This is a genomic window from Nocardia iowensis, from assembly GCF_019222765.1.
GTDB lineage: Bacteria > Actinomycetota > Actinomycetes > Mycobacteriales > Mycobacteriaceae > Nocardia > Nocardia iowensis.
The window spans coordinates 1,873,199-1,893,422 of record NZ_CP078145.1 but is presented as its reverse complement, the minus strand read 5'-3'; the positions used below and the strand labels follow the sequence as shown (position 1 = coordinate 1,893,422).

At 66.6% G+C, this 20,224-nt stretch carries 25 protein-coding genes; 7 read left to right on the top strand and 18 right to left on the bottom strand.

The genetic code is table 11. The annotated features are described in order from the left end of the window. Nucleotides 1-14: 14 nt before the first annotated feature. The 4 genes from KV110_RS08545 to KV110_RS08530 are packed head-to-tail and all read right to left on the bottom strand — an operon-like array spanning nt 15 to nt 2,243. Entirely contained in the window at nt 15-902 is an 888-nt protein-coding gene (locus KV110_RS08545) for a PhzF family phenazine biosynthesis protein (RefSeq protein WP_218474929.1), read from the bottom strand. Between the two features lie 16 nt (nt 903-918). Continuing rightward, complete coding sequence (locus tag KV110_RS08540) at nt 919-1,293, bottom strand: Rid family detoxifying hydrolase (RefSeq protein ID WP_218474927.1); 375 nt, start codon at nt 1,291-1,293, stop codon at nt 919-921. 44 nt (nt 1,294-1,337) lie between these two features. Continuing rightward, complete coding sequence (locus tag KV110_RS08535) at nt 1,338-1,805, bottom strand: tautomerase family protein (RefSeq protein WP_218474926.1); 468 nt, start codon at nt 1,803-1,805, stop codon at nt 1,338-1,340. 42 nt (nt 1,806-1,847) lie between these two features. Continuing rightward, entirely contained in the window at nt 1,848-2,243 is a 396-nt protein-coding gene (locus KV110_RS08530) for a MarR family winged helix-turn-helix transcriptional regulator (RefSeq protein ID WP_218474924.1), read from the bottom strand. Between the two features lie 47 nt (nt 2,244-2,290). Here KV110_RS08530 and KV110_RS42025 point away from each other — a divergent pair, with 47 nt between their 5' ends. Then, a complete protein-coding gene (locus KV110_RS42025; RefSeq protein ID WP_218474923.1) occupies nt 2,291-2,623 on the top strand; it encodes a rhodanese-like domain-containing protein in 333 nt (110 codons plus the stop codon). Nucleotides 2,624-2,652: 29 nt separating this feature from the next. Here KV110_RS42025 and KV110_RS08520 read toward each other — a convergent pair whose 3' ends face one another. Both KV110_RS08520 and KV110_RS08515 read right to left on the bottom strand, forming a co-directional pair. Next, nucleotides 2,653-3,918, bottom strand: a complete 1,266-nt coding sequence (locus tag KV110_RS08520; RefSeq protein WP_218474921.1) for an MFS transporter — start codon at nt 3,916-3,918, stop codon at nt 2,653-2,655. Nucleotides 3,919-4,015: 97 nt separating this feature from the next. Continuing rightward, nucleotides 4,016-4,795, bottom strand: a complete 780-nt coding sequence (locus KV110_RS08515) for an MBL fold metallo-hydrolase (RefSeq protein WP_218474919.1) — start codon at nt 4,793-4,795, stop codon at nt 4,016-4,018. A gap of 90 nt (nt 4,796-4,885) precedes the next feature. On the opposite strand from KV110_RS08515, the gene KV110_RS08510 reads away from it, so the two are divergent. Next, entirely contained in the window at nt 4,886-5,485 is a 600-nt protein-coding gene (locus tag KV110_RS08510) for a CGNR zinc finger domain-containing protein (RefSeq protein WP_218474917.1), read from the top strand. A gap of 65 nt (nt 5,486-5,550) precedes the next feature. Here KV110_RS08510 and KV110_RS08505 read toward each other — a convergent pair whose 3' ends face one another. From KV110_RS08505 to KV110_RS08455, 11 genes are all read right to left on the bottom strand, one after another. Further along, nucleotides 5,551-6,582 carry an iron-containing redox enzyme family protein gene (locus KV110_RS08505; RefSeq protein WP_218474915.1) on the bottom strand — a complete coding sequence of 344 codons (1,032 nt, stop codon included), beginning with the start codon at nt 6,580-6,582 and terminating at the stop codon, nt 5,551-5,553. A gap of 8 nt (nt 6,583-6,590) precedes the next feature. After that, nucleotides 6,591-6,824 carry a CDGSH iron-sulfur domain-containing protein gene (locus KV110_RS08500; protein WP_218474914.1) on the bottom strand — a complete coding sequence of 78 codons (234 nt, stop codon included), beginning with the start codon at nt 6,822-6,824 and terminating at the stop codon, nt 6,591-6,593. Continuing rightward, a complete protein-coding gene (locus tag KV110_RS08495; RefSeq protein ID WP_218474912.1) occupies nt 6,817-7,950 on the bottom strand; it encodes a carboxylate-amine ligase in 1,134 nt (377 codons plus the stop codon). The genes KV110_RS08500 and KV110_RS08495 overlap by 8 nt, the downstream gene beginning before the upstream one ends. A gap of 21 nt (nt 7,951-7,971) precedes the next feature. Beyond that, nucleotides 7,972-8,883 (bottom strand): methyltransferase domain-containing protein, encoded by a 912-nt coding sequence (locus tag KV110_RS08490; protein ID WP_218474911.1) that lies wholly within the window; start codon nt 8,881-8,883, stop codon nt 7,972-7,974. Then, a complete protein-coding gene (locus KV110_RS08485) occupies nt 8,880-9,863 on the bottom strand; it encodes an ornithine carbamoyltransferase (protein ID WP_218474909.1) in 984 nt (327 codons plus the stop codon). The genes KV110_RS08490 and KV110_RS08485 overlap by 4 nt, the downstream gene beginning before the upstream one ends. Before the next feature lie 8 nt (nt 9,864-9,871). Continuing rightward, nucleotides 9,872-10,873: a hypothetical protein gene (locus KV110_RS08480; protein WP_218474907.1), complete on the bottom strand. Its 1,002-nt coding sequence runs from the start codon at nt 10,871-10,873 to the stop codon at nt 9,872-9,874. After that, nucleotides 10,870-11,886: a pyridoxal-phosphate dependent enzyme gene (locus KV110_RS08475; protein ID WP_281427757.1), complete on the bottom strand. Its 1,017-nt coding sequence runs from the start codon at nt 11,884-11,886 to the stop codon at nt 10,870-10,872. The genes KV110_RS08480 and KV110_RS08475 overlap by 4 nt, the downstream gene beginning before the upstream one ends. A gap of 203 nt (nt 11,887-12,089) precedes the next feature. Then, nucleotides 12,090-13,520 (bottom strand): amidase, encoded by a 1,431-nt coding sequence (locus tag KV110_RS08470; protein ID WP_218474903.1) that lies wholly within the window; start codon nt 13,518-13,520, stop codon nt 12,090-12,092. A 97-nt stretch (nt 13,521-13,617) separates the two neighbouring features. Then, entirely contained in the window at nt 13,618-14,595 is a 978-nt protein-coding gene (locus KV110_RS08465) for an aldo/keto reductase (protein ID WP_218474901.1), read from the bottom strand. A gap of 68 nt (nt 14,596-14,663) precedes the next feature. After that, nucleotides 14,664-15,980 (bottom strand): S28 family serine protease, encoded by a 1,317-nt coding sequence (locus KV110_RS08460; RefSeq protein ID WP_218474899.1) that lies wholly within the window; start codon nt 15,978-15,980, stop codon nt 14,664-14,666. Between the two features lie 85 nt (nt 15,981-16,065). Next, entirely contained in the window at nt 16,066-16,431 is a 366-nt protein-coding gene (locus KV110_RS08455; protein ID WP_218474897.1) for a chitin binding peritrophin-A domain-containing protein, read from the bottom strand. A gap of 754 nt (nt 16,432-17,185) precedes the next feature. On the opposite strand from KV110_RS08455, the gene KV110_RS08450 reads away from it, so the two are divergent. The 3 genes from KV110_RS08450 (at nt 17,186) to KV110_RS08440 (ending at nt 18,796) form a co-directional block, all read left to right on the top strand. Continuing rightward, nucleotides 17,186-17,779, top strand: coding sequence for a transglycosylase SLT domain-containing protein (locus KV110_RS08450; protein WP_218474896.1), 594 nt, complete (start codon nt 17,186-17,188; stop codon nt 17,777-17,779). Nucleotides 17,780-17,886: 107 nt separating this feature from the next. Beyond that, nucleotides 17,887-18,201, top strand: a complete 315-nt coding sequence (locus KV110_RS08445; RefSeq protein ID WP_218474894.1) for a hypothetical protein — start codon at nt 17,887-17,889, stop codon at nt 18,199-18,201. A gap of 91 nt (nt 18,202-18,292) precedes the next feature. Next, nucleotides 18,293-18,796: a DnaJ family domain-containing protein gene (locus KV110_RS08440; RefSeq protein WP_218474892.1), complete on the top strand. Its 504-nt coding sequence runs from the start codon at nt 18,293-18,295 to the stop codon at nt 18,794-18,796. Between the two features lie 21 nt (nt 18,797-18,817). Here KV110_RS08440 and KV110_RS08435 read toward each other — a convergent pair whose 3' ends face one another. Beyond that, on the bottom strand, nt 18,818-19,288 hold the full coding sequence (locus KV110_RS08435; RefSeq protein WP_218474890.1) for a MarR family winged helix-turn-helix transcriptional regulator: 471 nt from the start codon (nt 19,286-19,288) through the stop codon (nt 18,818-18,820). Between the two features lie 192 nt (nt 19,289-19,480). On the opposite strand from KV110_RS08435, the gene KV110_RS08430 reads away from it, so the two are divergent. Then, nucleotides 19,481-19,846 carry a pirin-like C-terminal cupin domain-containing protein gene (locus KV110_RS08430; RefSeq protein WP_246634406.1) on the top strand — a complete coding sequence of 122 codons (366 nt, stop codon included), beginning with the start codon at nt 19,481-19,483 and terminating at the stop codon, nt 19,844-19,846. Nucleotides 19,847-19,926: 80 nt separating this feature from the next. Continuing rightward, the gene (locus tag KV110_RS08425) at nt 19,927-20,223 is read left to right on the top strand and encodes an excalibur calcium-binding domain-containing protein (protein WP_218474888.1); all 297 of its coding nucleotides are present in this window, start codon (nt 19,927-19,929) and stop codon (nt 20,221-20,223) included. Nucleotide 20,224 lies beyond the last annotated feature (1 nt).

The following is a 20,224-nucleotide window of genomic DNA, read 5'->3' as shown; positions in this document are numbered from 1 at the left end:
CGGCGTCGTCGCGGTCACCTACCGGGAAGGGAAATAACCCCCTGTCCGATGACGGTCGTATGGCCGCCGATTGTGACGTGCGAGAACTGGCCGCTACGGCGGTGGGCACTGGCGTCGATCCGGCTTGGGCGACCCATCCGGATCCCTTGATCGATGCGGAGATGGAAGTCCGTATCGTCGTGCGTGGGATGCTGAACGAGGCTCGCGACGAGGGCCGCCGCAGCCGAGCCGGTGGCGGGATCTTCCTCGATCCCGAGGGCCGGTGCGAACATTCGGGCGTGCAGCGTACTGCCGTTACCGAGGTCGCCGGCGAACACGAACAAGTGGGGAGACCAGCCGTCGGCCATTCGGGCCGACCATTCGGCACGATCGATTACAGCTCGATCGACGGCCTCGCTACTGGCAAGATGCACCAGACAGAACGCCACGCCGACGCTCCCGTACCAGCAATCGCGGACGGCGTCCCCGGGAAGCGACAATGCTGCGGCAACGGCCCTTGGCGTCGGCCGCTCCGCCGGCCGCCGGAATGCTGCGTTGGAAATGAGACGGCTGTATGTCCCGTTTATCTGGACGGCAATCGGCCCCACGTTCTCTTCGAGTATCAGGGTGGTTTCGGACGCCGTCATTTCGACAAATCCGCCGGCGGCCAGCACCGATGCGGTACCTACCGTGGGATGCCCTGCGAACGGCAGTTCGTTGGATGGGGTGAAGATTCGCAAGCGACGAGTATGGTCCGGGTTCTCCGGCGGGAAGGCGAAAGTCGTTTCGGAGAACCCGAATTCACGTGCTAGATCTTGCATCTGGTGCTCGGACAACCCCCTCGCGTCCGGAAAGACGGCTAGTTGGTTGCCGCCGAACGGTGTATCGGTGAAGACGTCGGCGATGACAAACGTGTACTCCATAGTCGTGCTCTGCGTGTCAAGCGACAACAGCGTCCATCTCGACGGCGGCACCCAGCGGCAGGCCCGCCACTGCGATGGCGGTTCGGGCTGGGAAGGGTGCGTGAAAATGCTTGCCGTACACACTGTTCACGGCAGCGAAATCAGTCATGTCGGTCAGATAGATACCGACACGGACGACGTCGTCGAGAGTTTTTCCTGCTGCCTCGATGACAGCTGTCAGATTTCGCAGGATTCGTTCGGCCTGCGCGGCGGCGTCCCCGTCGATCAGCGCCCCGGTGACAGGGTCCTGGGCCACCTGTCCGCTCAGGAAGGTGAGTTCGCCGCGCACCGCCGCGGAGAACGGACCGATCGGTTGGGCGATCTTGTCGGTGGTGACGATGTCGCGTGTCATAGCTGTGCTCCTCGTTTCCGAAATATGTTCTTGTAGTTGGTGATTCAGACGTCCGCGACCGTGCTGGTCGCCGTCGGGGCGGCAGGTGGCGAGCTTCGCGAGGCGTCCGACGATCGCAGGTGCGGCGGGAGCCGGTCAGCGAACTGGGCTTCTCCGTTCCCGAACGAAAAGTTCTCCGGCGGCACCTCGAGCAGGTTGATGAACACGTCTTCCCGCCGAACGCCGAGTTCGGATGACAGCCGTCCGGCAATTCTCGCGTACAGGGCCGATTTGACCGTGCGATCACGGCCCGCGGCCAGGGTGATCTGAATGATCACGATGCCGTCACTGCGGTCGATGCCGAGGAAGGCCGGGTCGTAGACGATATCGCCATGGCCGTGCTGGGTGATCACCTGGAAGCGATCTCCCTCCGGGATATGCAGAATGTCGATCATTGCGGCATGCACGCATTCGCCGACCCGACGTGCGAAATCTCCCGGCCGACGGTGCAGCGCTATCCGAACGAGTGGCATGTTTGTCCTCCTAGAAACGCTCCGAGTCCGACCGTTGCGTGGTCAGTCCTCGACCAGTTGCTCCGAGGCGTGGAGCAACATTCGTAATCGGTCCAGCAGTTCGTCGGCATCGTCGATGCCGACGACGTCCCGCAGTTGCTGCTGGACCACTTTCCAGTGGTGACGAGCCTCGACCAGCTTCGCCGTTCCGGCAGGCGTCAGTCGGAGCATCCGCCGACGGCGGTCGTTGCCGACCTCCGCGGTCAACAGGCCGGCCTTGTTGAGGGCCTCCACCTCTCGCGAACACGTTGTCCGCTCGAGCACCAAGCGATCGGCAAGGTCCCTGATCATCAATGGGCCCTCGGCATCGATCCGGGACAGGATCGAGTACCCAGCCTGGCGCAGTCCCGCCTCGCCCAAGGCCCGGTCGTAGAGACGCACGACGGAACGCGTCGCCATGCGCAAGGTGGTGCACACGCAAGGTGTTTCTACCGGCTCCATAATAAGTGTATATACACCTATTTGTCTCCGGTCAACCCTCCCTTGCGCCACAAGCGAACCGTGTACGGATAGAGCCCGGTCGAGGCGAGTGCGTCGCAGACGAACTCGCCAAGGAGATCGCGCCGCAACTGCTTCCGAACAAGGACGCGGCGATCGTCACCTATTGCTCGAACCCGGCATGCCCCAACAGTCAGCAGGTCGCCACCAAACTCGAGGCGCTCGGCTACACCAATGTGCGCAAATACCGTGAGGGCATTCAGGATTGGACCGAGGCGGGACTTCGTGCTACTGCCCGGCCATACCGGCCGGGCGGCTGTGCAAGGCCTGCACCTGCGTGATCAGCCATGCAACAACACAATCCGCCCGCTCACCGGCTGCGGGTGACTGCGACCGCCGGCACGATGGCCAGTGCCAGGATGCCGCCGCCGAGTGCCAGGAGGGGGTAGCCGACAGCGGCGACGACGAGGCCCGAGGCCATGCCACCGGTGGCCCCCGCAATGGCGATGAAGACGTCGACCAGTGCCTGGGTTTTGGCGCGGCTGACCAGTGGGACGGCATCGGTGATGATCGCGGTGCCGGTGACGATGCCGAAGTTCCAGCCCAGACCCAGTAGCGCGAGAGCCACCGCGAGCGGGGCGACCGAGTCGGCGGGGGCGCTGGCAGCAACGATGCCGGCGGCGAACAGAACCAGCCCAGCACCGGTGGCGATCGTTCGCCTGCCGTAGCGGTCGACCAGCCAGCCGGTCAGGGGTGACGGCAAGTACATCGCACCGATGTGGATGGCGATGACGAGGCCGGGGGCGGCGGTGCCGTGGCCGTGGTCGTGCATGTGGACGGGCGTCATTGTCATGACCGCGACCATGACCAGCTGAGTGAGCACCATGACCAGGGTGCCGACCAGCACACCGGATCGGTGCCTTTCGACCACCGGGTGCGTCTGTCCGCTGGCCTCGCCCCGCTGCGCGTCCGCTGCAGCGGCGTGTTCGGCCGCCAGGGTGCGGGCCAGCAGCAGCGGGTCGGGGCGCAGCCAGATGGCCAGGACCAAGGCGGCGATCGCGTAGGCGGCGCCGGCGAGCAGGAACGGCCCGGCCAGGTAAGGGATGCCGAGGGCGTGCGCAAGGTCGCCGGTCGGCGCCGTGAGGTTGGGACCGACCACGCCGCCCAGTGTGGTGGCGACCAGCACGGTGGACAGGGCGCGGCCACGGAGTGCGGGGGCGGCCAGATCGGCGCCGGCGTAGCGGGCTTGCAGGTTGGTCGCGGTGCCGGCGCCGTAGCTGAACAGCGCGAGAAACAGCAGGACCGAGTTGTCGGCAACGGCGGCGGCGATGACGCCCACGCTGCCGATGGCACCGGCCAGATACCCGGCGGCAAGGCCAGGGCGGCGGCCGCGGGCTTGCGAGATGCGCCCGACGGCGATAGCGGCCAGTGCGGAACCGGCAGTGCCAAGGGCGCTGGGCAAACCAACGAGGCTGGTGGAGCCGAGCATGTCCTGCGCAAGCAGAGCACCGACGGTCACGCCGGCCGCCAGTCCGGCGCCGCCGAGGACCTGAGCGGCGACCAAGACGATCAGGATGCGCCGCTGCGCCTGAGAGCGCGGGAGATCATCGATCCGGTCGGGAACGGTAGCGGTCATGAGCGAGTTCTTTCGATAGGCGTGACCCGGCCGAACGGCGCTATCTGCACCGTTTCGCCGCGTGCGCGACCGGGAGCGACGGGGCCGACTTGTCCGGTCAGCCCAGGTCCAAGCGGTCGATCAGCCCGGCGGCGGTGAAAGCTGCTACCAATTCCGCACGGCCCTCGGTGAAGTGGACCCAACTGTCGTAGTGGACTGGAACCACCTGGCGAGCACCGAGGATCTTGACAGCCTCGACGGCCTGGGCGCTGTCGAGGACAATGAGCGCGCCGTCGAATAGGACCGGGAAGCGGGGAGCTCCGGCGAAAAGAATGGCGGTATCCACCGGGCCGAAGCGCCCGGCGATCTCCTGCACCAGGTCGAGCGAGGCGTTGTCACCGCTGACATAGACCGTGGGCAGACCCGCCCCGGTCAGAACGAATCCGACGACCTGGCCGGTGATCAGTTCGACATCCTCGCGTTCGCCGGGCCCGTGGATGGCGGGCACGCCGGTCACCGTGATCGTGCCGCCGCCGGGGCGGTCCAGCTCGATCGACTCCCAGTCGGCAAGCCCCCTGGCCCCCTTCCCCAAGCGCAGCGCGCCCCCGGGCGTGGTGAGGGTGAGCGAGACCTCGGCGAGCAGGGCTCGACCGGAGTTGTCGAGGTTGTCCGGGTGCTCGTCGTGCGAGAGCAGGACCACGTCGATGCGGCCGAGATCGGCCGGTGCGGCGGAGGAGGGCGCCGTCTTGGTAAGTGAGCCGTTCGGCACCTGGTAGTCACCGGGCGCGTCGAAGGTCGGGTCGGTGAGGAACCTGAGACCGCCGTATTCGAAAAGGGCGGTCGCGCCGCCGAAGACACGGACGGGGAACTGCTCATCGGTTGTGCCGGCAGAAACCACGAAGAAACTCCTCACGGATGAAGATCTAGTTATCCGTGAAGTGACGGTAGTAGTTCCTCACGGATGAGCGCAAGCCGTACCATGAGAGTCATGACGGAGGTCTTGAACGCCGAGTCCGTGCCCCTGCCCGCGCCGGGTGCGGAGCACTACCCCGCCCTAGACTTTGTCAACAGCGTCATCGCGTTGCCCGGTGGGCAGTACATCGATTTCCTCGGCACTCCCGCTGCGGCGAATCAGTGGCTCGTGGAACGCGGCCTCGCCCCGGCTGATGCCGGACTCGGGGAAATGTGCACGGCACAGCTGCGCTCGCTACGCGAGCAGGTCAGGGCGTTGTTCGCCTCCCGCGCTGCCGCGCTGCCCGCCTTACCGGCGGCGCTTTCGGCCATCAATGACGCGCTGACCAGGGCCCCCACCGCTCCCCTGCTGTACTGGGACGACAAGGAAGGCCCCTACCGCGCGCCGCCGTGCCCCACCGGTGAGATCGTCGACCATGCTCTGGCGAGCCTCGCAGCCAACGCGGCCGACCTCCTCACCGGCCCCGACGCCGAGCGCCTCACCGCATGCGGTTCTCCCCCCTGCAACCGCTACCTGCTGCGCCACGGCCGCCGCCACTGGTGCTCCACCCGCTGCGGCGACCGCGCCCGCGCCGCCCGCGCCTATGCCCGACGCACCCAGCCGAAGGCTGATTGACGCCGGGGTACCACCGAGATTGGACTTGGAGGCAAACACCACACTGCGGCGCACGTCGCGTTCGACTACTTCACCGTGGTAAGTGCGGACTGGCCGGACGCCCAGCGATCGAGGACGTACTGGGCCAGGATGTTGTCCAATCCGGTGGCTGCGGAAGCTCCGAACAGGATGTCTTCGGTGAGGTCGGGTTCTTGCGCCGCGAGGCCACCCGCCATGTCGTTCAGCGCGATCAGTTCGTGGACCGAGTCGGCGAGCACGTGCTCGTCGAAGAAGCCGGTGACGTCGATGTCGAACCCGAGCCGGCGGAGGCCGTCGCCCTGCTTTTTGTTCGCCAACGCCGACGTCATCTCGGCGATGGTCAGGTGCCCGACGGCCGCTCCGCGCAGGCGACGGTGCAGCCCGAACAGCGACATGAGGTTGACTGTGGCCAGCGCTATGCCGGGGATCGCGTCGAGGTAGGCGCCGTAACGCGCGTCCAGGCCGATGGCGGCCATGCTCGTCCGGTACAGGACCGCGTGGATGCGGTCCGGTCGGCCGGATCCGAACTCGTCGTATTCGATCTCCACCAGTGCGGCCTTGGCCTTGTTCTCGAGCCGCGGGATCGCGAAGGAGTGTGGGTCGGCCTCTTTCAGCCGGTAGGCCGAGCGCAGCACCATCGCCTCGCGGAACTGCTCGGCGGTTGCGTTGTCTCGCAGATATCGGGAAAGCGACGGCCCAGGGCGGTCGGCGATTTCGGTGAGCGCCGCACGCACATCAGGATTGCCGCGGCACGTGTCATCGAGGAACCGCTCGCGAAGTGCGGCCTCGAACGGCGCCTCAAGCTGCCCACGCAGCGCGAGCAACCCCGGATGCCACTCCCAACGCGGGTCGACCCCGGCGAAACCCCGGTAATGGAGTTCGTAGCAGAGATAGAGAGCAAGGTGCAGATCATCGTCCGATAGCGGGTTTCCCGTGGGGATCGCGACATCGCTGAGGTTCCCCGGGCCGCCCACAAGGGTTTTCAGCAGCATCTCGGTGATGGGACCACGCGGACGCGGCAGCCTCGGCTCCCAGCGCCGCGCGGCATTGGACGAGGACTCGGATGTCGAGACAGCCATGATGGCGCTCACCCCTTAGCGGACTCAGTTGGACCGGACGGTTTCCGGGATCGGCGTCCCAGCTTGTGCGAGCTGTCGCACCATGGCTTTTGGCTGGAGCGACCGCAGCGGCACAGCGCCACGGTTTTGCGTGGTACGGCGATCTCCTGGTCGTCGCCGTCCACCAGCCGGAACGGCCCTCGCACGAGTAGTGGCCCGTCCTGGTAGGCCGTGATGATCACCGGTGTGTCGTCGCTACTCATCGACCCGCACGCCCCCTTGTTGATGTGAAACCGTCTGCCGGACAAGCAAATCGGCGACGTCTTCGACCGTGCCGCCGCCGGTGACGATCGCTCGTTGACGCTCCGCCGAGGTGCCATCGACCTTCTTGCGGTCGATGAGGTGAATCACTTCGTCCCAGTCGCCGACGTCCTCCAGCGCCGGTCGCAGCATGCGCAGCATCCGGTCGATCAGCGCACCAGCAGGCACCAGCTCGGCCGCGAGGGGGTCGAGTAGATCGGCCGCGAGGCCATACCGGGCCGCACGCCATTTGGCCGCACGCAGCACCTCGTCGCGGACGTCGAGCGCCTGGGCGCCGCGATCGAGTTCGCCCAGGGCGTGCAACACCAACGCGCGGCAGAGAGCGGCCTGTAGGACGGTGTCGTCGACGGTGGTGCAGGCATCGGCAGGCCGGAACTCGACGGTGTCGTAGTTCGTACCTGGACGGACGTCCCAATAGATCTGCCCGATGTCGGCGATGATGTCGGTAGCGACAAGAGTCCGCATCCGCTCGCGGTACTCCTTATCCGAGCCGAACGTCGGCGGTATGCCCCCCATCGGCCAGCTCTGCCACACCGTGCTCCGATAGCTGGCATATCCGGTGTCCTCCCCCATCCAGAACGGAGAGCTGGCCGACAACGCGCTGAGCAGCGGCAGCCACGGCCGGACCCGGTTCATCACCTGGATCCTGGTGTCCGGGTCGGCCACACCCACATGCACCTGGCAGGCACACATCACGTGTGTTCGGGCCATTCGCGCATAGCGATCGACGATGAACTTGGTCCGCGGCTGGGTGTCGAAATCCTGATGTCGCCAGTCGGCCAGCGGGAAAGTACCGGCGGCCGCGATGCGAGTGCCGGTCTCCGCCGCGGCGCGGGCCAATCCCGACCGCAGGCGCCCGACCTGGTCGCGTACCTCCGTGAGGGTTCGGCACACACCGGTCTTGCTCTCGACCATGCAGGTGCGCAACTCGGCGCTGTAGCTGTCCGAGCCATCCGAGATCCCATGGGCGGACTCCAACAACGCGGTGATGTCGTTCACCGGGCGTCGGTTCCGCGGATCGATGACGAAGAATTCCTCCTCGACCCCGATCGTCAGCAGCTCTGACATGGTGAACCCTTCTTCGGTCGGTTAATGGTGATGGCGGCCGATCGTGTCGCTCAGCGTCACCACGCGCAACGGAACCATGCCCGCAAGGGAAGCGTTGTCGAGTGCTTCCAGTCGCGTCGTTGTCGACGTGCACGCGAGGTGGAGCAGAGCCAGCACGTCCTCAGCGGTGGGCCCCGGCTCCGCCGAACCCCGGATCCGTCGGCACGACAAGCCCATAACGAGATAGTGCGTAACTCCGTGCACGTCGAGCAGCGGCCCTTCCCCGCTGGCCGCCAACTCGGTGACTCGCTGCAGATTCTGCACTGTGTGGTCGCCGAGTGGCAGCGCGCCGAGCGTGATACCGGCGATTCGATAACCGGACGCGCACAGCAGCGCGATCGCCGCGCGTGGCGTGGTGTAGCTGCCGATCGTGATGGCCAGGTCCGAGTCGAAGGTTCCGGCGTGCCGAACGACGTGCCGAACGAGGCGCAGCCCGTCGGGTCCGCCGTCGATGGAGACCCGCTTTTCGGCTGTTGCGAGCGGAACGTAGGGCGGGTTGCTGGTCACGACGCTGGGTGCCGTTTCGAACGGGCAACAGGCATGCAGTTGTGGCGTGGTCAGCGCGCTGTAGTCGGCGACCGAGAAGCTGACCCGCGCGCCGTCCGTCGCCGCCGTGTAATGATCGGTGGCCCAGCGGACACTGTCTTCGGCGATGTCCACGCCGTGCACCCGACCTGCTCCGGCGCGCGCGACCGCGAGCGCCGCTGCGCCGCTACCCGATCCGAGGTCGAGCACCGTGCAACCGGGTTCGATGAGGTCGACGGTGGCCCAGATCCCGACCTCGGTGTCGATCGGGTCGAAGAAGACATTGGGCAGGCGCGGTCGGAGCAGGTCCGGTGGCGTGAGGTGACGGAACCGGGTGATCCGGAGCAGGTCGCGGGCGGGCGCGTTCACCGGGCGCCCTGCTGCGCCGGGACGCGGGCGGCGGCCCGACTGGGTGCCACGCACTGTTCCAAGATGGCCATCGCGCTGCTGAGTTTCATGGCGGCCTGGCTCCAGGCGATCGATCGCGGTCCGTCCAGCACCGCGCCGGACACCTCGTCACCGCGGCAGGCCGGCAGGTCGTGCATGAACAATGCCGACGGCCATCGGGAAAGCAGGGCTTCGTCGATGTGAAAGGCGCGGAACGCTTCTCGCCAGTCCGGGTCGCTTTTGGCCGTGCCGGTCGTTTGCCAGCGCGTGGTGTAGACGATGTCGACGTCGGCGGGCAGTTCGTCCATCGAAGCGGTCGTGACCACGGTGGCACCAGCGGCGCGCGCCGCGGCCAGATCCTCGGGAGGAACGCCGTAACCGTCCGGCGTCGCGAGGGTCAGGAGGCTCGCCGGCACCTTCGCCAAACCGTGCATCAGCGCCGTCGCCGAGTTGTTCCCCTCACCGATGTAGAGGACTTTCACACCGCGCAGCGTGCCGAGGTGTAGTCGCATCGTGGCCAGATCGCATACTCCCTGGGTCGGATGTTCCTCGGTCGCCATCGCATTCACCACCGGAATCCGGCCGTGCCGCGAGAACTCGCGTAGGTCGTGCAAGGGCCCGGCAGTTCTGGCCACCACGGCGTCCAACATGGATCCGAGGATGCGTGCCGTATCCTTCAGCGACTCACCGGTGTTCAGTTGGAGATCGCCGGGGCCGTATGCCATGACCGCGGCGCCCAGCCGGTGCGCTCCCACGGAGAACGCCGTCCGCGTCCGAGTGGACGTCTTGGTGAACAACACCCCGATCGCGGTGTCCGCCAACGGGCGATCATGCGCACGGGCGTCTTCGTGCAGCTCGACGGACCGCTCGACGAGCCGCTGCAACTCGGCTTCGTCGAGGTCGCGCAGTGACAGCAGCCCGGTCTCGACGCCGACCTCCGGCGCGCCTCTCATGGCTCTCATCGTGCTCCTTACCGCAGTTCAAGTAGTTGACCCAATCCCAGTTGCCGCGCCCGGCATTCGACGGCCGCGATCAGGCCGACGTCGAGGATCGACATTCCGAACGGATTGCTGACCACGTACCCGCTCGTCGAGGGCCGCACCACCGGGCAGGACCCGGCGAGTACCTCGCCGAGAGTTCCGGTGACACCGATCGTGGGTTCCTGCGACAGCATCCGACCCAGGATGCGCCTGGGGTTGTCGCGGACAAGGTCGATGTCGTCGACGTACAGCGCCCGCGCACCGACGAGCGCGTCCTCGGTCAGATCGTCGAGGGACACGTGCGCCACGAAGCTGCCGTCGGCGATCCAACCGCCAGGGATGTAGGGCGTAGTGCTGGTGGTCACGGTGATGATCACCGGGGCCGACCGCACGGCCTGCTCGACCGTCGGCGCGACGATGATCCGCAGTTGCGGAAACTTCTGCGCCGTCGCGGCGGCGAAAGCCGCGGCCCGCGATCGATCCACATCGTAAAGGTGCACGGCACCGAACGTCGGAAATCGACCGACCATCAGCTCTATATGCATCGCGGCCTGTGTGCCGCAGCCGATGAACGCTGCTGAGTTCCACGCGGGCGGCCCGAGTAATTCGATGCTCAACACGCTGTACCCGGCAGTTCGCGCCGCGCTGAGATAGCTCGCCTCCACCATGCACCGCGGGCGGGCGGTTTCCGGATCGAAAAGAAACGCCACCCCGCCGGCCCGCTCGAGCCCACGCCGCGGATTGTCCACCGCCGCGTTGATCACCTTGAGCCCGTAGAGATCTCCGGAATCACGCAGGACGCCACCCAGCATGGCCAGCGAACGGCACTGAGCTTCCGTGGAATTGGTCCAGGAGAGGTATCCCTCCTCAGGCATACTGGTGCGCTGCGCGGAATGATCTCGCAGTACCTGCCCGACCTCGGCCACCACGTCTATGCCCGCGACGCAATCCATGACGGCGGATCGATCCAGAAACAACATGCTTTCCGTCATCGGGCACCGCCCGGTGCCCGGTGCTGCACGCCCCTCAGTTTCACGGGTCGCACGAAACCGGGCGTGGCGATATTGTCCTGGCGCCACGCCGGGGAGTAGATCGTGTCCTGGTAGCGGTCGCCGCCGTCCGGGCAGACCACGACGAGATCGGTCTCGTCGTAGTCGCTCTCGATTCGGCGCAGCGCCGCCGCAAGTACCGCACCCGAACTGCCGCCCACCATGATGCCGGTCTGCTCCGCGAGCCACAGACACGTCGCTACGGCGTCAGCGGACGACACCACCTCTCGTGGCGGCCGCTGCTCGGGCGTCAGGAAGCTCGTCGGCCGGCTCGACCCGATGCCAGGGAGGACTCGGGTGCCGGGGGCGCCCGCACCAAGGGCGACAGATCCCTCCACATCGACCCCCACGACATCCCAAGGCAACTGCTCGCTCCCGCTGAACTGCCGAAATCCCGCCAGCGTGCCACCGGTCGAAACGGCAACCAGAACCGTCGCCGGCCGTGGGAGCTGACGCCACAGTTCGGGCGCCGTTCCGGTGCGGTGCGCCTGCGGGTTGGCTGGGTTCTCATACTGATTGGTCCAGATCAACTGGGGTCTCGCCTGTAGTTGCTCGTGGACGTAGGCCAACCGGTTCAGCAAATAGCCGCCCCGGGCGTCCAGGCGATCGATCATCACGATCCGAGCGTGGTCGCGCCGCATCATGTCGACAGCTGCCCGACTGATCCGCGGCTCGACGACAGCGGTGAACGGGACTCCGTGGCCGGCGCAGATCGCGGCAAGCGCGATACCCAGGTTTCCGGACGTCGATTCGATGACCCCCTCCGCGGGATGCACCTTCGCACGCACCGAGCTCCACAGGGCGGCGGCCGTCCGGTCTTTGATCGACCCCCGCACATTGCTGCTTTCCAGCTTCAGCCAGATAACCCGCCGAACATCTGCCACGTCCACCTCGAGAGCGATCAGTGGGGTCGCACTCTCTCCAGGTTGCGCTTGACGCGTGAAACTGGTCGCCATTTCCCCTCATCGCTGTCGCGCTGCACGAATCACCAGGGATGACCGCATGATTCGCAATCGACTGTAGATGTGATGTAGAACACAGTCTGACAGGACATCGATAAGCCATCGGCACTTCCCCGTAGATGTGTCGCTCGCCACATCGTGTTCATTTTCGAGACGAGATCAGTTGGGGCCGTGGCTGCTTGGGTGGCGACAGCCGATCAGGACGCTGCGCGGACCGGCGGCAGACGGTCAGCCCACGGCATTGCGGCCTCCAGTTGGGCGGCGACGCGCAACAGCAGATCCTCACGACCGTAGGCGGCGACCAACTGCACGCCGATAGGTAGGCCTTCGGCGCTCTGGCTCAGCGGCAGCGAGATCGCCGGCTGCCCGGAGACGTTGTAGGGCATGGTGAATGTGGCGTAGGCAAAGCCCTCTGCCGGAATCGGGTTCTCCTTGGTGGAAGCCAGCGTGCCGAGCGGCGGAAGCGCGCGCGGGATGGTCGGCGTCAGCAGTAGGTCCCAGTCGTCGTCCGCCCACCAACGTTCGATCGCGGCGCCCGCGGCGCGTAAGCCGGCGAGTCCCGCCACGTAACTCGTGGCGGGGATGGTGCGACCCAATTCGGCGATCGCCCACGTACCGGGCTCGACGTCGTCCTCGGTGAGCGGCCTACCGATCAGCTTGCCGTAGTGGTCGAGTTCGGCGACGGTCAGCGCGGCGGCGCACGGGATGAACGCGTCCGCGGGGATGTCGCGCAGGGCGGGTGGAAATCCTTCGGCCACTTGGTGGCCGAGTTCGGCAAGCGTCGCCGCGGCCGACTGCACGGCGTCCGCGTGCTGCCGGTCGACGACGGTCTGCCCGGTCGGATCCTCGGCCAAGACGCCGATGCGCAACCGCCCGGGGTCGGCGCCGACCTCGCGGGTGAACGGGCGTTCGGGCGCGGGCGCGGTGTAGACATCCCCGGTGCGGCGACCACTGACGATGTCCAGCACGGCGGCGGTGTCCCGCACGGTGCGCGTGACAGCCAGCTCCACCGCGAGCCCGTGCCAGACCTCGTTGGCGGTGGGCCCCTGGGACACTCGACCGCGGCTGGGCCGCAGCCCGACGACACCACACGCACTGGCTGGGATGCGGATCGAGCCGCCCCCGTCGCTGGCGTGAGCGATGGCCACCATGCCGGAGGCGACCGCCGCGGCCGACCCGCCGCTGGAACCACCCACGGATCGGGACAAATCCCAGGGGTTGCGGGTCGGACCCCACGCGACCGGCTCTGTCGTGCAGGGCAACCCGAGCTCGGGCGTACTGGCCTTGCCGAGCAGCACGAACCCGGCCTCGCGCATGCGCTCGACGAAGTAGGAGTCGCGCGCGGCCCGGTACCCGGCCTTCTTCAGCGCCGACATCCCCGCCGCGTACGGGTCGTCCGCCGATGTCAAAGTCAGATCCTTGAGCACATAAGGCACGCCCTCGAAGGGGCCGGCGGCCCGTTTCGCCTCGGCGCGGGCCTTGTCGAACCGCGTCGCGATGACCGCGTTGATCTGCGGGTTGAGACCTTCGATGCGCGCGATCGCCTCCTCGACCAACTCCGCGGGTGACACCTCACCCCTGCGGACGAGTTCGGCTTGCGCGGTGGCATCGATGAACAGTTCGGCCATGCCCTACCTCCATGGAATTTAGTTAGGTAAGGCAAACCTATATCCTCAATTCGGCACTGGCAAGGGCACTTTCGGTGGCCCGGCACCCGCAGGACACCTACCGGCTGATCGGCCCGACCTTGGTCGCGGCGTCGCCGTAAACGAACGGGGACTCGTCGCATTCGGCGATGAAGTCGCCAGGGAATCCGAGCTCGAACGGCACGGCCGCCTCCAGGGTGTGCACGGCGTCCGCGGGCAACACCAACTCGACCGCGGCCAGGTTCGCGGCGAGTTGCGTGGCGCTGCTCACGCCGATGATCGGTAGCACGGCGGCCGAACGGTGCCGCGTCCACGCGATCGCCACCTGAGCCGCGGGCACACCCAGTTCGGCCGCGACTTCGCCGACGGCGGCGGCAGCGGCCCGCTCGCGTTCGGTGCGTTCGGCCGGATCGGAGCGTCGTCCCGCGACACCGGACAGCACGCCCTGTGCCAGCGGCGCCCAAGTCGTGACGCTCATTCCGAACGCCTCGGCCATCGGCAGCAGTTCCCGCTCGATATCACGCTGGAGCAGGTTGTAGGGCACCTGCAAACCCGCGAATGGCGTCCAATTGTGGCACTGGGCAAGGGTATTCGCCTGCGCGACCACCCACGCGGGTGCGTCGGAGATGCCGATGTGCAGTACTTTGCCCGCGCGGACCGCGTCATCGAGCGCGCGCAGGGTTTCCTCGATCGGGGTGAGCCGATCCCACACATGCACCCAGTAGACATCGACGTAGTCGGTGCGCAGCCGTCGCAGGCTCTGCTCGAGCGACAGCACCAGGTTCTTGCGATGGTTGCCCGCCGCGTTCGGATCTGCCGCGTCCCGGGTCAACGTGTACTTGGTACCGATGACGAACCGGTCGCGGCGGTCCAGCACCGCACCGAGCAATTCCTCGCTCGCGCCGTAAGCCGAGGCGGTGTCGAGGAAGTTGCCGCCCGCGTCGGCGAACGTATCCAGCACCCGCTTGTACTCAGCGGCGTCGTCGAGCGTCATGGTGCCGAGGACGAGTTCGGACACGCGCAGTCCGGTTCGGCCGAAAAGTCGGTATCGCATCATGCGAGGATTCTGCGGCACCCAGCCAGGTCGTAGGGAGACCGGGAGAGGGCCACCTTAACGCCGAGCGATCAAGCTGCGGACCAGCGTTCGAGAGTCGCGCTCGCTTCCGCACGGTCGGCCGGGGCCAGCGTGGCGATGCGGGCGAGATGGTTGGTGGCTGGAGCCAGGTAGACCTTGGCGTCTCGATTGCCGGGGGCGGTGCGGAATGACTTGGCGCGGGCCAAGTCGTATTCGCCGTAGATGACGAGCAACTCGGTGGCTTCGTGCCGGACCCAATTGTCGATGTCCGACATTGCGTCCGTTTGGAAATGGAGCGGGATCTGCTGCGGGATATAGGTGCGCATTTCCTGGATACCCGGATAACGCAGTAGATCTGTCAAATGTGGTGCTGAGAAGCGGGCGGTGCCGAGTTGAGTGCCCAGTTGATAAAAGGACGGGAGGGCGACGGCGAGACCCTGGTCGACATAGGACAGGAGCTGGACCAAGTCGTCGAACCACGCGTAGAGCGAGTCGGTCGGGGCGTCGGGCGCAGGGATGCCCGCGCAGTCAGCGGGGTTCTTGTGCATCCAAAAGTACATGGGCACTTGCAGAGTGGTCAGTTCCACCACGCGGTCGGCGCTCCCGACGGTGTCCAAGGTGTAGCCCGCACGCTGTGCCCAGTTGGCCAGACGGTCGGCTATTTCGTTGCGCCGCAACAGCAATTCGCGTTGGACGACCTCGAGCGCCGCGCGGCATTCGGGTGTGCCGACCTGCTCGACAAAGCGGTCGTAGGCGGTGTTGTCGCTGTCGTCGATGTTGTCGGGTGCGCTGTACGCGACGGTGCCCGCTACGTCGCCAGGGTAGAAACGCCGGTGATAGACCGAGGCCATTCCGCCCTTACTGGCTCCGGCGGAGATCCACGCGCCCCGGTAGATCGTCCGCAGCGCCTGGATCAGTCGATGATGGTCGGTCGCGGCCTGCCAGATGTCGAGTTTGGTCCAGTCCACCGGGTTTGGGCGGGAGCTGCCGAAATATCGCTGTTCGGTGATGATTTGGTTGCCGTCCAGGAGTTCGGTGGGTTCGGCGCGGAAAGCCGGGTCCGGGTTGAGGTCGTAGCCGCCGGTGTAGAGGACCGTGGGTCGGTCAGTTGACTTGTGCAGGAGGGTAAGTCGCTGTTCGAAGTTGCCTTGATCGGGTTGCCGGTGGTCGGTGGGTTGACGGAAGGCGAGTTCGAGCAGGTATCCGCCGGGCGCTGGTTTCTCGGCGATCAACCGCATGCCGGGGATGGCCTGGACACGGGCGCGGAGATCGTCGGCGGGCGTGCAGGCGGCCGCCGTGACGGTGGCCAGTAGCGCCAGGAGTAGCACCAGCACGAGCGGCTGCCGTGTCGAAGTTCTGGCGGTCATGACCTCAGCTAACCAAGCGGGACATCGTTTGCGGAACCCCCGAAAACTGGAGTGGATCCCCGTTCAGGGGAGGCCACCGTCGACATCAGCGAGGTACGCGCGCAACGCAGACCAACCGATCCGCGTCGTACCAGGCTTTATCGGGACACCGAAACTGATATGTAGCTACGCGTTGGTTTCCGGAATCTATGCATCGGTAGAAGACGGCTTTGTCGTGCGGATGGGCGTAATAACCGTCGCCTCTGTTGTGGCCCGCGCAGAAGTCCGAGACGGTTTCGATCGGGATGACCTGATATTGCCGCACCGCGATGTCGCGTCCGGCGCCTTCGGGCAAATCCACCGCGGCCATAGTGCCGAGCGTCATGGTCGCCACACCGAGGGACGGCAGCACCGCGACAACGGTCCCGGCGGCAAGGACGCCCGTACGGCACACCAGGCTGTTTCGCTTCATGTCCGGAGGTTCCCTGTCTCCCCGATCGCGGGGTGTCTGCGGCTAGCTGCTCCCTGTATTCGGTCCCGCGGACACCATGGATCGGACTCTCTCCAGCGAAATCTTCCGGCCGATTCCACGGAGTATCACGAGTCCCAACTCGGACCAACACCCCGTTGCGGCCGGGGAAATCCGGCTGGTCAGCCGACTATTTCTGTGACGTGTCGCACATTGGGTTTAGCAGCAAACTCCCTGCATAGGTAACGGTTCGGCAACGGCCGGGTGCTGTTACAAGATCACCAGCACCTCTCGTTCAGTATTCGTTCACCTCACGTTAACCCACTGTGACCATTCTGCAATCAGGTCATAAAGCGACCTGGAGTTTGGTTACACCGAGGAGTTGTTCACCCACATTCGGAAAACGACCGCAATGGCAGGCATTGTTCCCGCCGCGGTCGGCGGATCGGGATCCGGCAACGGACCCGCGAACCTAACCTTCCGCCGAATGGGCGAGCCTCGCTGAGTCGAGGCAGCGCCTATCTCTCCGCATCGAGGATGCGGAGTCCCACGCGACATCGCGGCCGGGCTCGCAGTGAGCGCCCCGGCACCGCACCACTGAAGGTCGCGTTCCGGGGACCAAAGCGTCCCCCACAACAAAACCCCACAACAGCACATCTACCCGCACCAGGCGAGCGCCCACCGCGCACCGCCTCGGATCCGCGCTGCCGCGCGCCCGGATCGAAAGCTGTCCCCCGACGAAGGAACCGATTTCGTAATGCCTGACAGACGCCTTTTCCCGCTCCGCCGCTCGACCCTCCGCGAGGGCGTGACCTTCGCGATCGCCGCCGCAGGCGTCGTAGCCGTTGCCGCCTCCTCCGCGGTATCGGTGGCCGACGACAGCGTCCCGTCTCGCATCGCCATGGTCACCGACCAGCACGAGACCGCCGCACCGGTGGCCGCGCCCGCGCCCATGCCCGCGCCGCTGCCCGCCCCGGCCCCCGCGGCCGAGCCGATCCCGGCGCCCATGCCCGCCCCGGCCCCGGCCTACCCGGACAACCTCGACGGCTGGATCCGCCAGGCCCTCGACATCTTGCAGGCCAACAACATCCCCGGCAGCTACGACGGCATCTTCCGCAACATCATGCGCGAGTCGACCGGTAACCCGCAGGCGATCAACCTGTGGGACTCCAACGCCGCCGCCGGCATCCCGTCCAAGGGCCTGCTCCAGGTGATCGACCCGACCTTCCGCGCATACCACGTCGAGGGCACCTCCTGGGACATCTACGACCCGGTCGCCAACATCGCCGCCGCGTGCAACTACGCCGCACACAACTACGGCTCGATGGACAACGTCAACAGCGCGTACTGACCCACGCACCGACGACGCCTCCCCGCCCGGCCGCGGGGAGGCGTCGTCGCGTACGTCCCCGCTTCCGGCTAGGGTCGTTCACCACCCGACCCTTTTGGACTCCCGCGATGACCGATTACGCGCACAGCGATGCGGCGGCCAAGAGCCGCGCCGAGAAGGCCCGGCGCCTCGCGAGCTATGTCTGGCACCTGGGCATCACCGGACCCGAGCTGCTGGCGATGCCCGCGACCGTGCGGCGCAAACTCGCCAGGGCGGCCGACACGAACCCGCCGAGCACCAAGGAAACCTGGGTAACGGTGGCGGAGTTGCTGGCCGAGAAGGACGAGTGGGCCGCGCGGCACCCGGATCATCCCGCGGCCCGGCGCACGCACACCGACGAGAAGCTGATGTGGGTGAAGCCACCGATCACCCCGTGGTCGTAACGCCGAACCCCCTGCCGGACAGCAGCTTCGGCGAGCACGCCGACGTCGCTCGATAGAATAGTGGTATGCACCCGCCGTCAAAGGTGACGCGATGACCGAGCGCAAACCATCGAATCTGGACTTCGAATCGTGGATCGATAAGCAGATCCGCGAGGCGACCGAACGCGGTGAATTCGAGAATCTGCCCGGCGCGGGCAAACCGATCCCGCGCGGCAGCGATGACGAGAACTGGTGGCTGAAGGGCTACCTCCGGAAAGAAGGAGCCAGCGGCGACGCCCTACTGCCGCCGTCGCTGTTGCTCCGCCGCGATATCGAGCGACTACCGGCGACCGTGCGCGAACTGAGCTCCGAACAGGCGGTCCGGGAGACGGTGCGTGAGCTCAACAAGCGCATCGTCGAGTGGTTGCGCCTGCCACACGGCCCGTATGTTCGGGTCGCGCCGGTCGATACCGAGGAGGTCGTCGCGCAGTGGCGCGCGGAGCGTCGACCGAGCCGATCGCCCGCGACGGCACCCGCGAACACCGCCCCGTCACCGGATCGTGCCGACCCGGCCCCCACCCGCTGGTGGCACCGACTGTTCCCCAGGCCCACCTAGGACCAAGCCGAAGTAACCTCGTCACAGGTCAGGCACCAGGCTCCGAGCGGCTTCCTCTACTGCGACAACGACTTTGTCCGCTAGCGACCGAATGGCGTGCGCCTCGGCGGGCGTAACGCAGTCGATGAACACCGCACGGACCAGCTGCACGTGATTCGGTGCGGCGCGCTCGAGCAGCCTGCGGCCCTCCGCCGTCAGCTGAACCAGCACGCCGCGAGCGTCCTCCGCCACCGGCTGCCGGTCGACCAGCCCGCGCGCGGCCATCCGGGCCAGGTGCTTGGACAGTCTGCTCTTCTCCCAGCAGACCTCGGCCGCCAGATCCTTGGCCCGCAGGCAGTCACCCGGCGCCGCCGACAGGGCGACCATCAATTCGTAGTCCGCCGCGGACAGGCCGTCCCTGGTCAATCCCGCGGCGAGCGCCGCATCCAGGCGCTGCCGCAGCCGAATGTAGGCCGACCACGTCGCCTGCTCCTCGTCACTCAGCCACTCCATGGGGATGAAGTCTAGCCGTATTTGGTTGACATGGACACCAACTATGCGACGGCGGTGCGCTGGTCCGGCTCATCGCAGGTGCGATCGGCGGCATCGGCAGCTCCGGCTCGACCTACCCGCCGATCGTCTACGCGCACGCCTCGATCAGCCCCGGCGGACAGCTGGAAACGCCATGGCCGCAACAGTTCACGGATGGCTTACCTGCTGTCCGACAGTGGCACGGTCGGCGCCGAGCGCAAGCCGCTACCGGAGGGACAGTTGGCCGTCTTCGGCCCCGGCGCGGCGATCAGCTTGAGTGCCGATGCGCGGCAAGACAATCGGGCCAGCAATCTGGAGGTGTGTTGTTGCTCGGTGACCGGCCGATCCGCTGAACCCGTCGTCCAATCCGGGCCCTTCGTTATGAATACTCGTGCCGAAATCATCCAGGCCATGGACGCCTACCAGGCAGGACGCTGGGGAAACCGCCCCGCCGAGCACTCGGCAGGCCATCGGTTGGGCGAGTGCGCGCGACCGCTGCGGGCATCCCCTAATGCCCTAGTTCTGCTGCGATGCGGTTGACAAGAGGGCGAGCCGTCACAACAGTGGATGCGGCGTCCGGTCGGGCGCCTTTCCACCGCAGCAACTATCTAGAGGAATACATGAACGTTCGCCGGCTCACCCTCAGCGCTGCCGTCGCGGGACTGACCCTCCTTGCGGCGCCGACCGCGCTGGCCCAGCCTCCTTCCGGTTCCTCAGGAACCGGCTCGTCCGCCGTCGACACCGGCTCGGCCGCAACCGGTTCCGCCGGTCTGTCGCAGACCGGTTCCGCAGGCGGCGCGTTCGCCAACTGCGAAGAGGCCAAGCGGGCCAACCGGGCTCCCCTCTTTCGTGGAGAACCGGGCTACGGCCCGCACCTGGACCCGGACGGCGACGGGTTCGCCTGCCCCACGGTCTGAT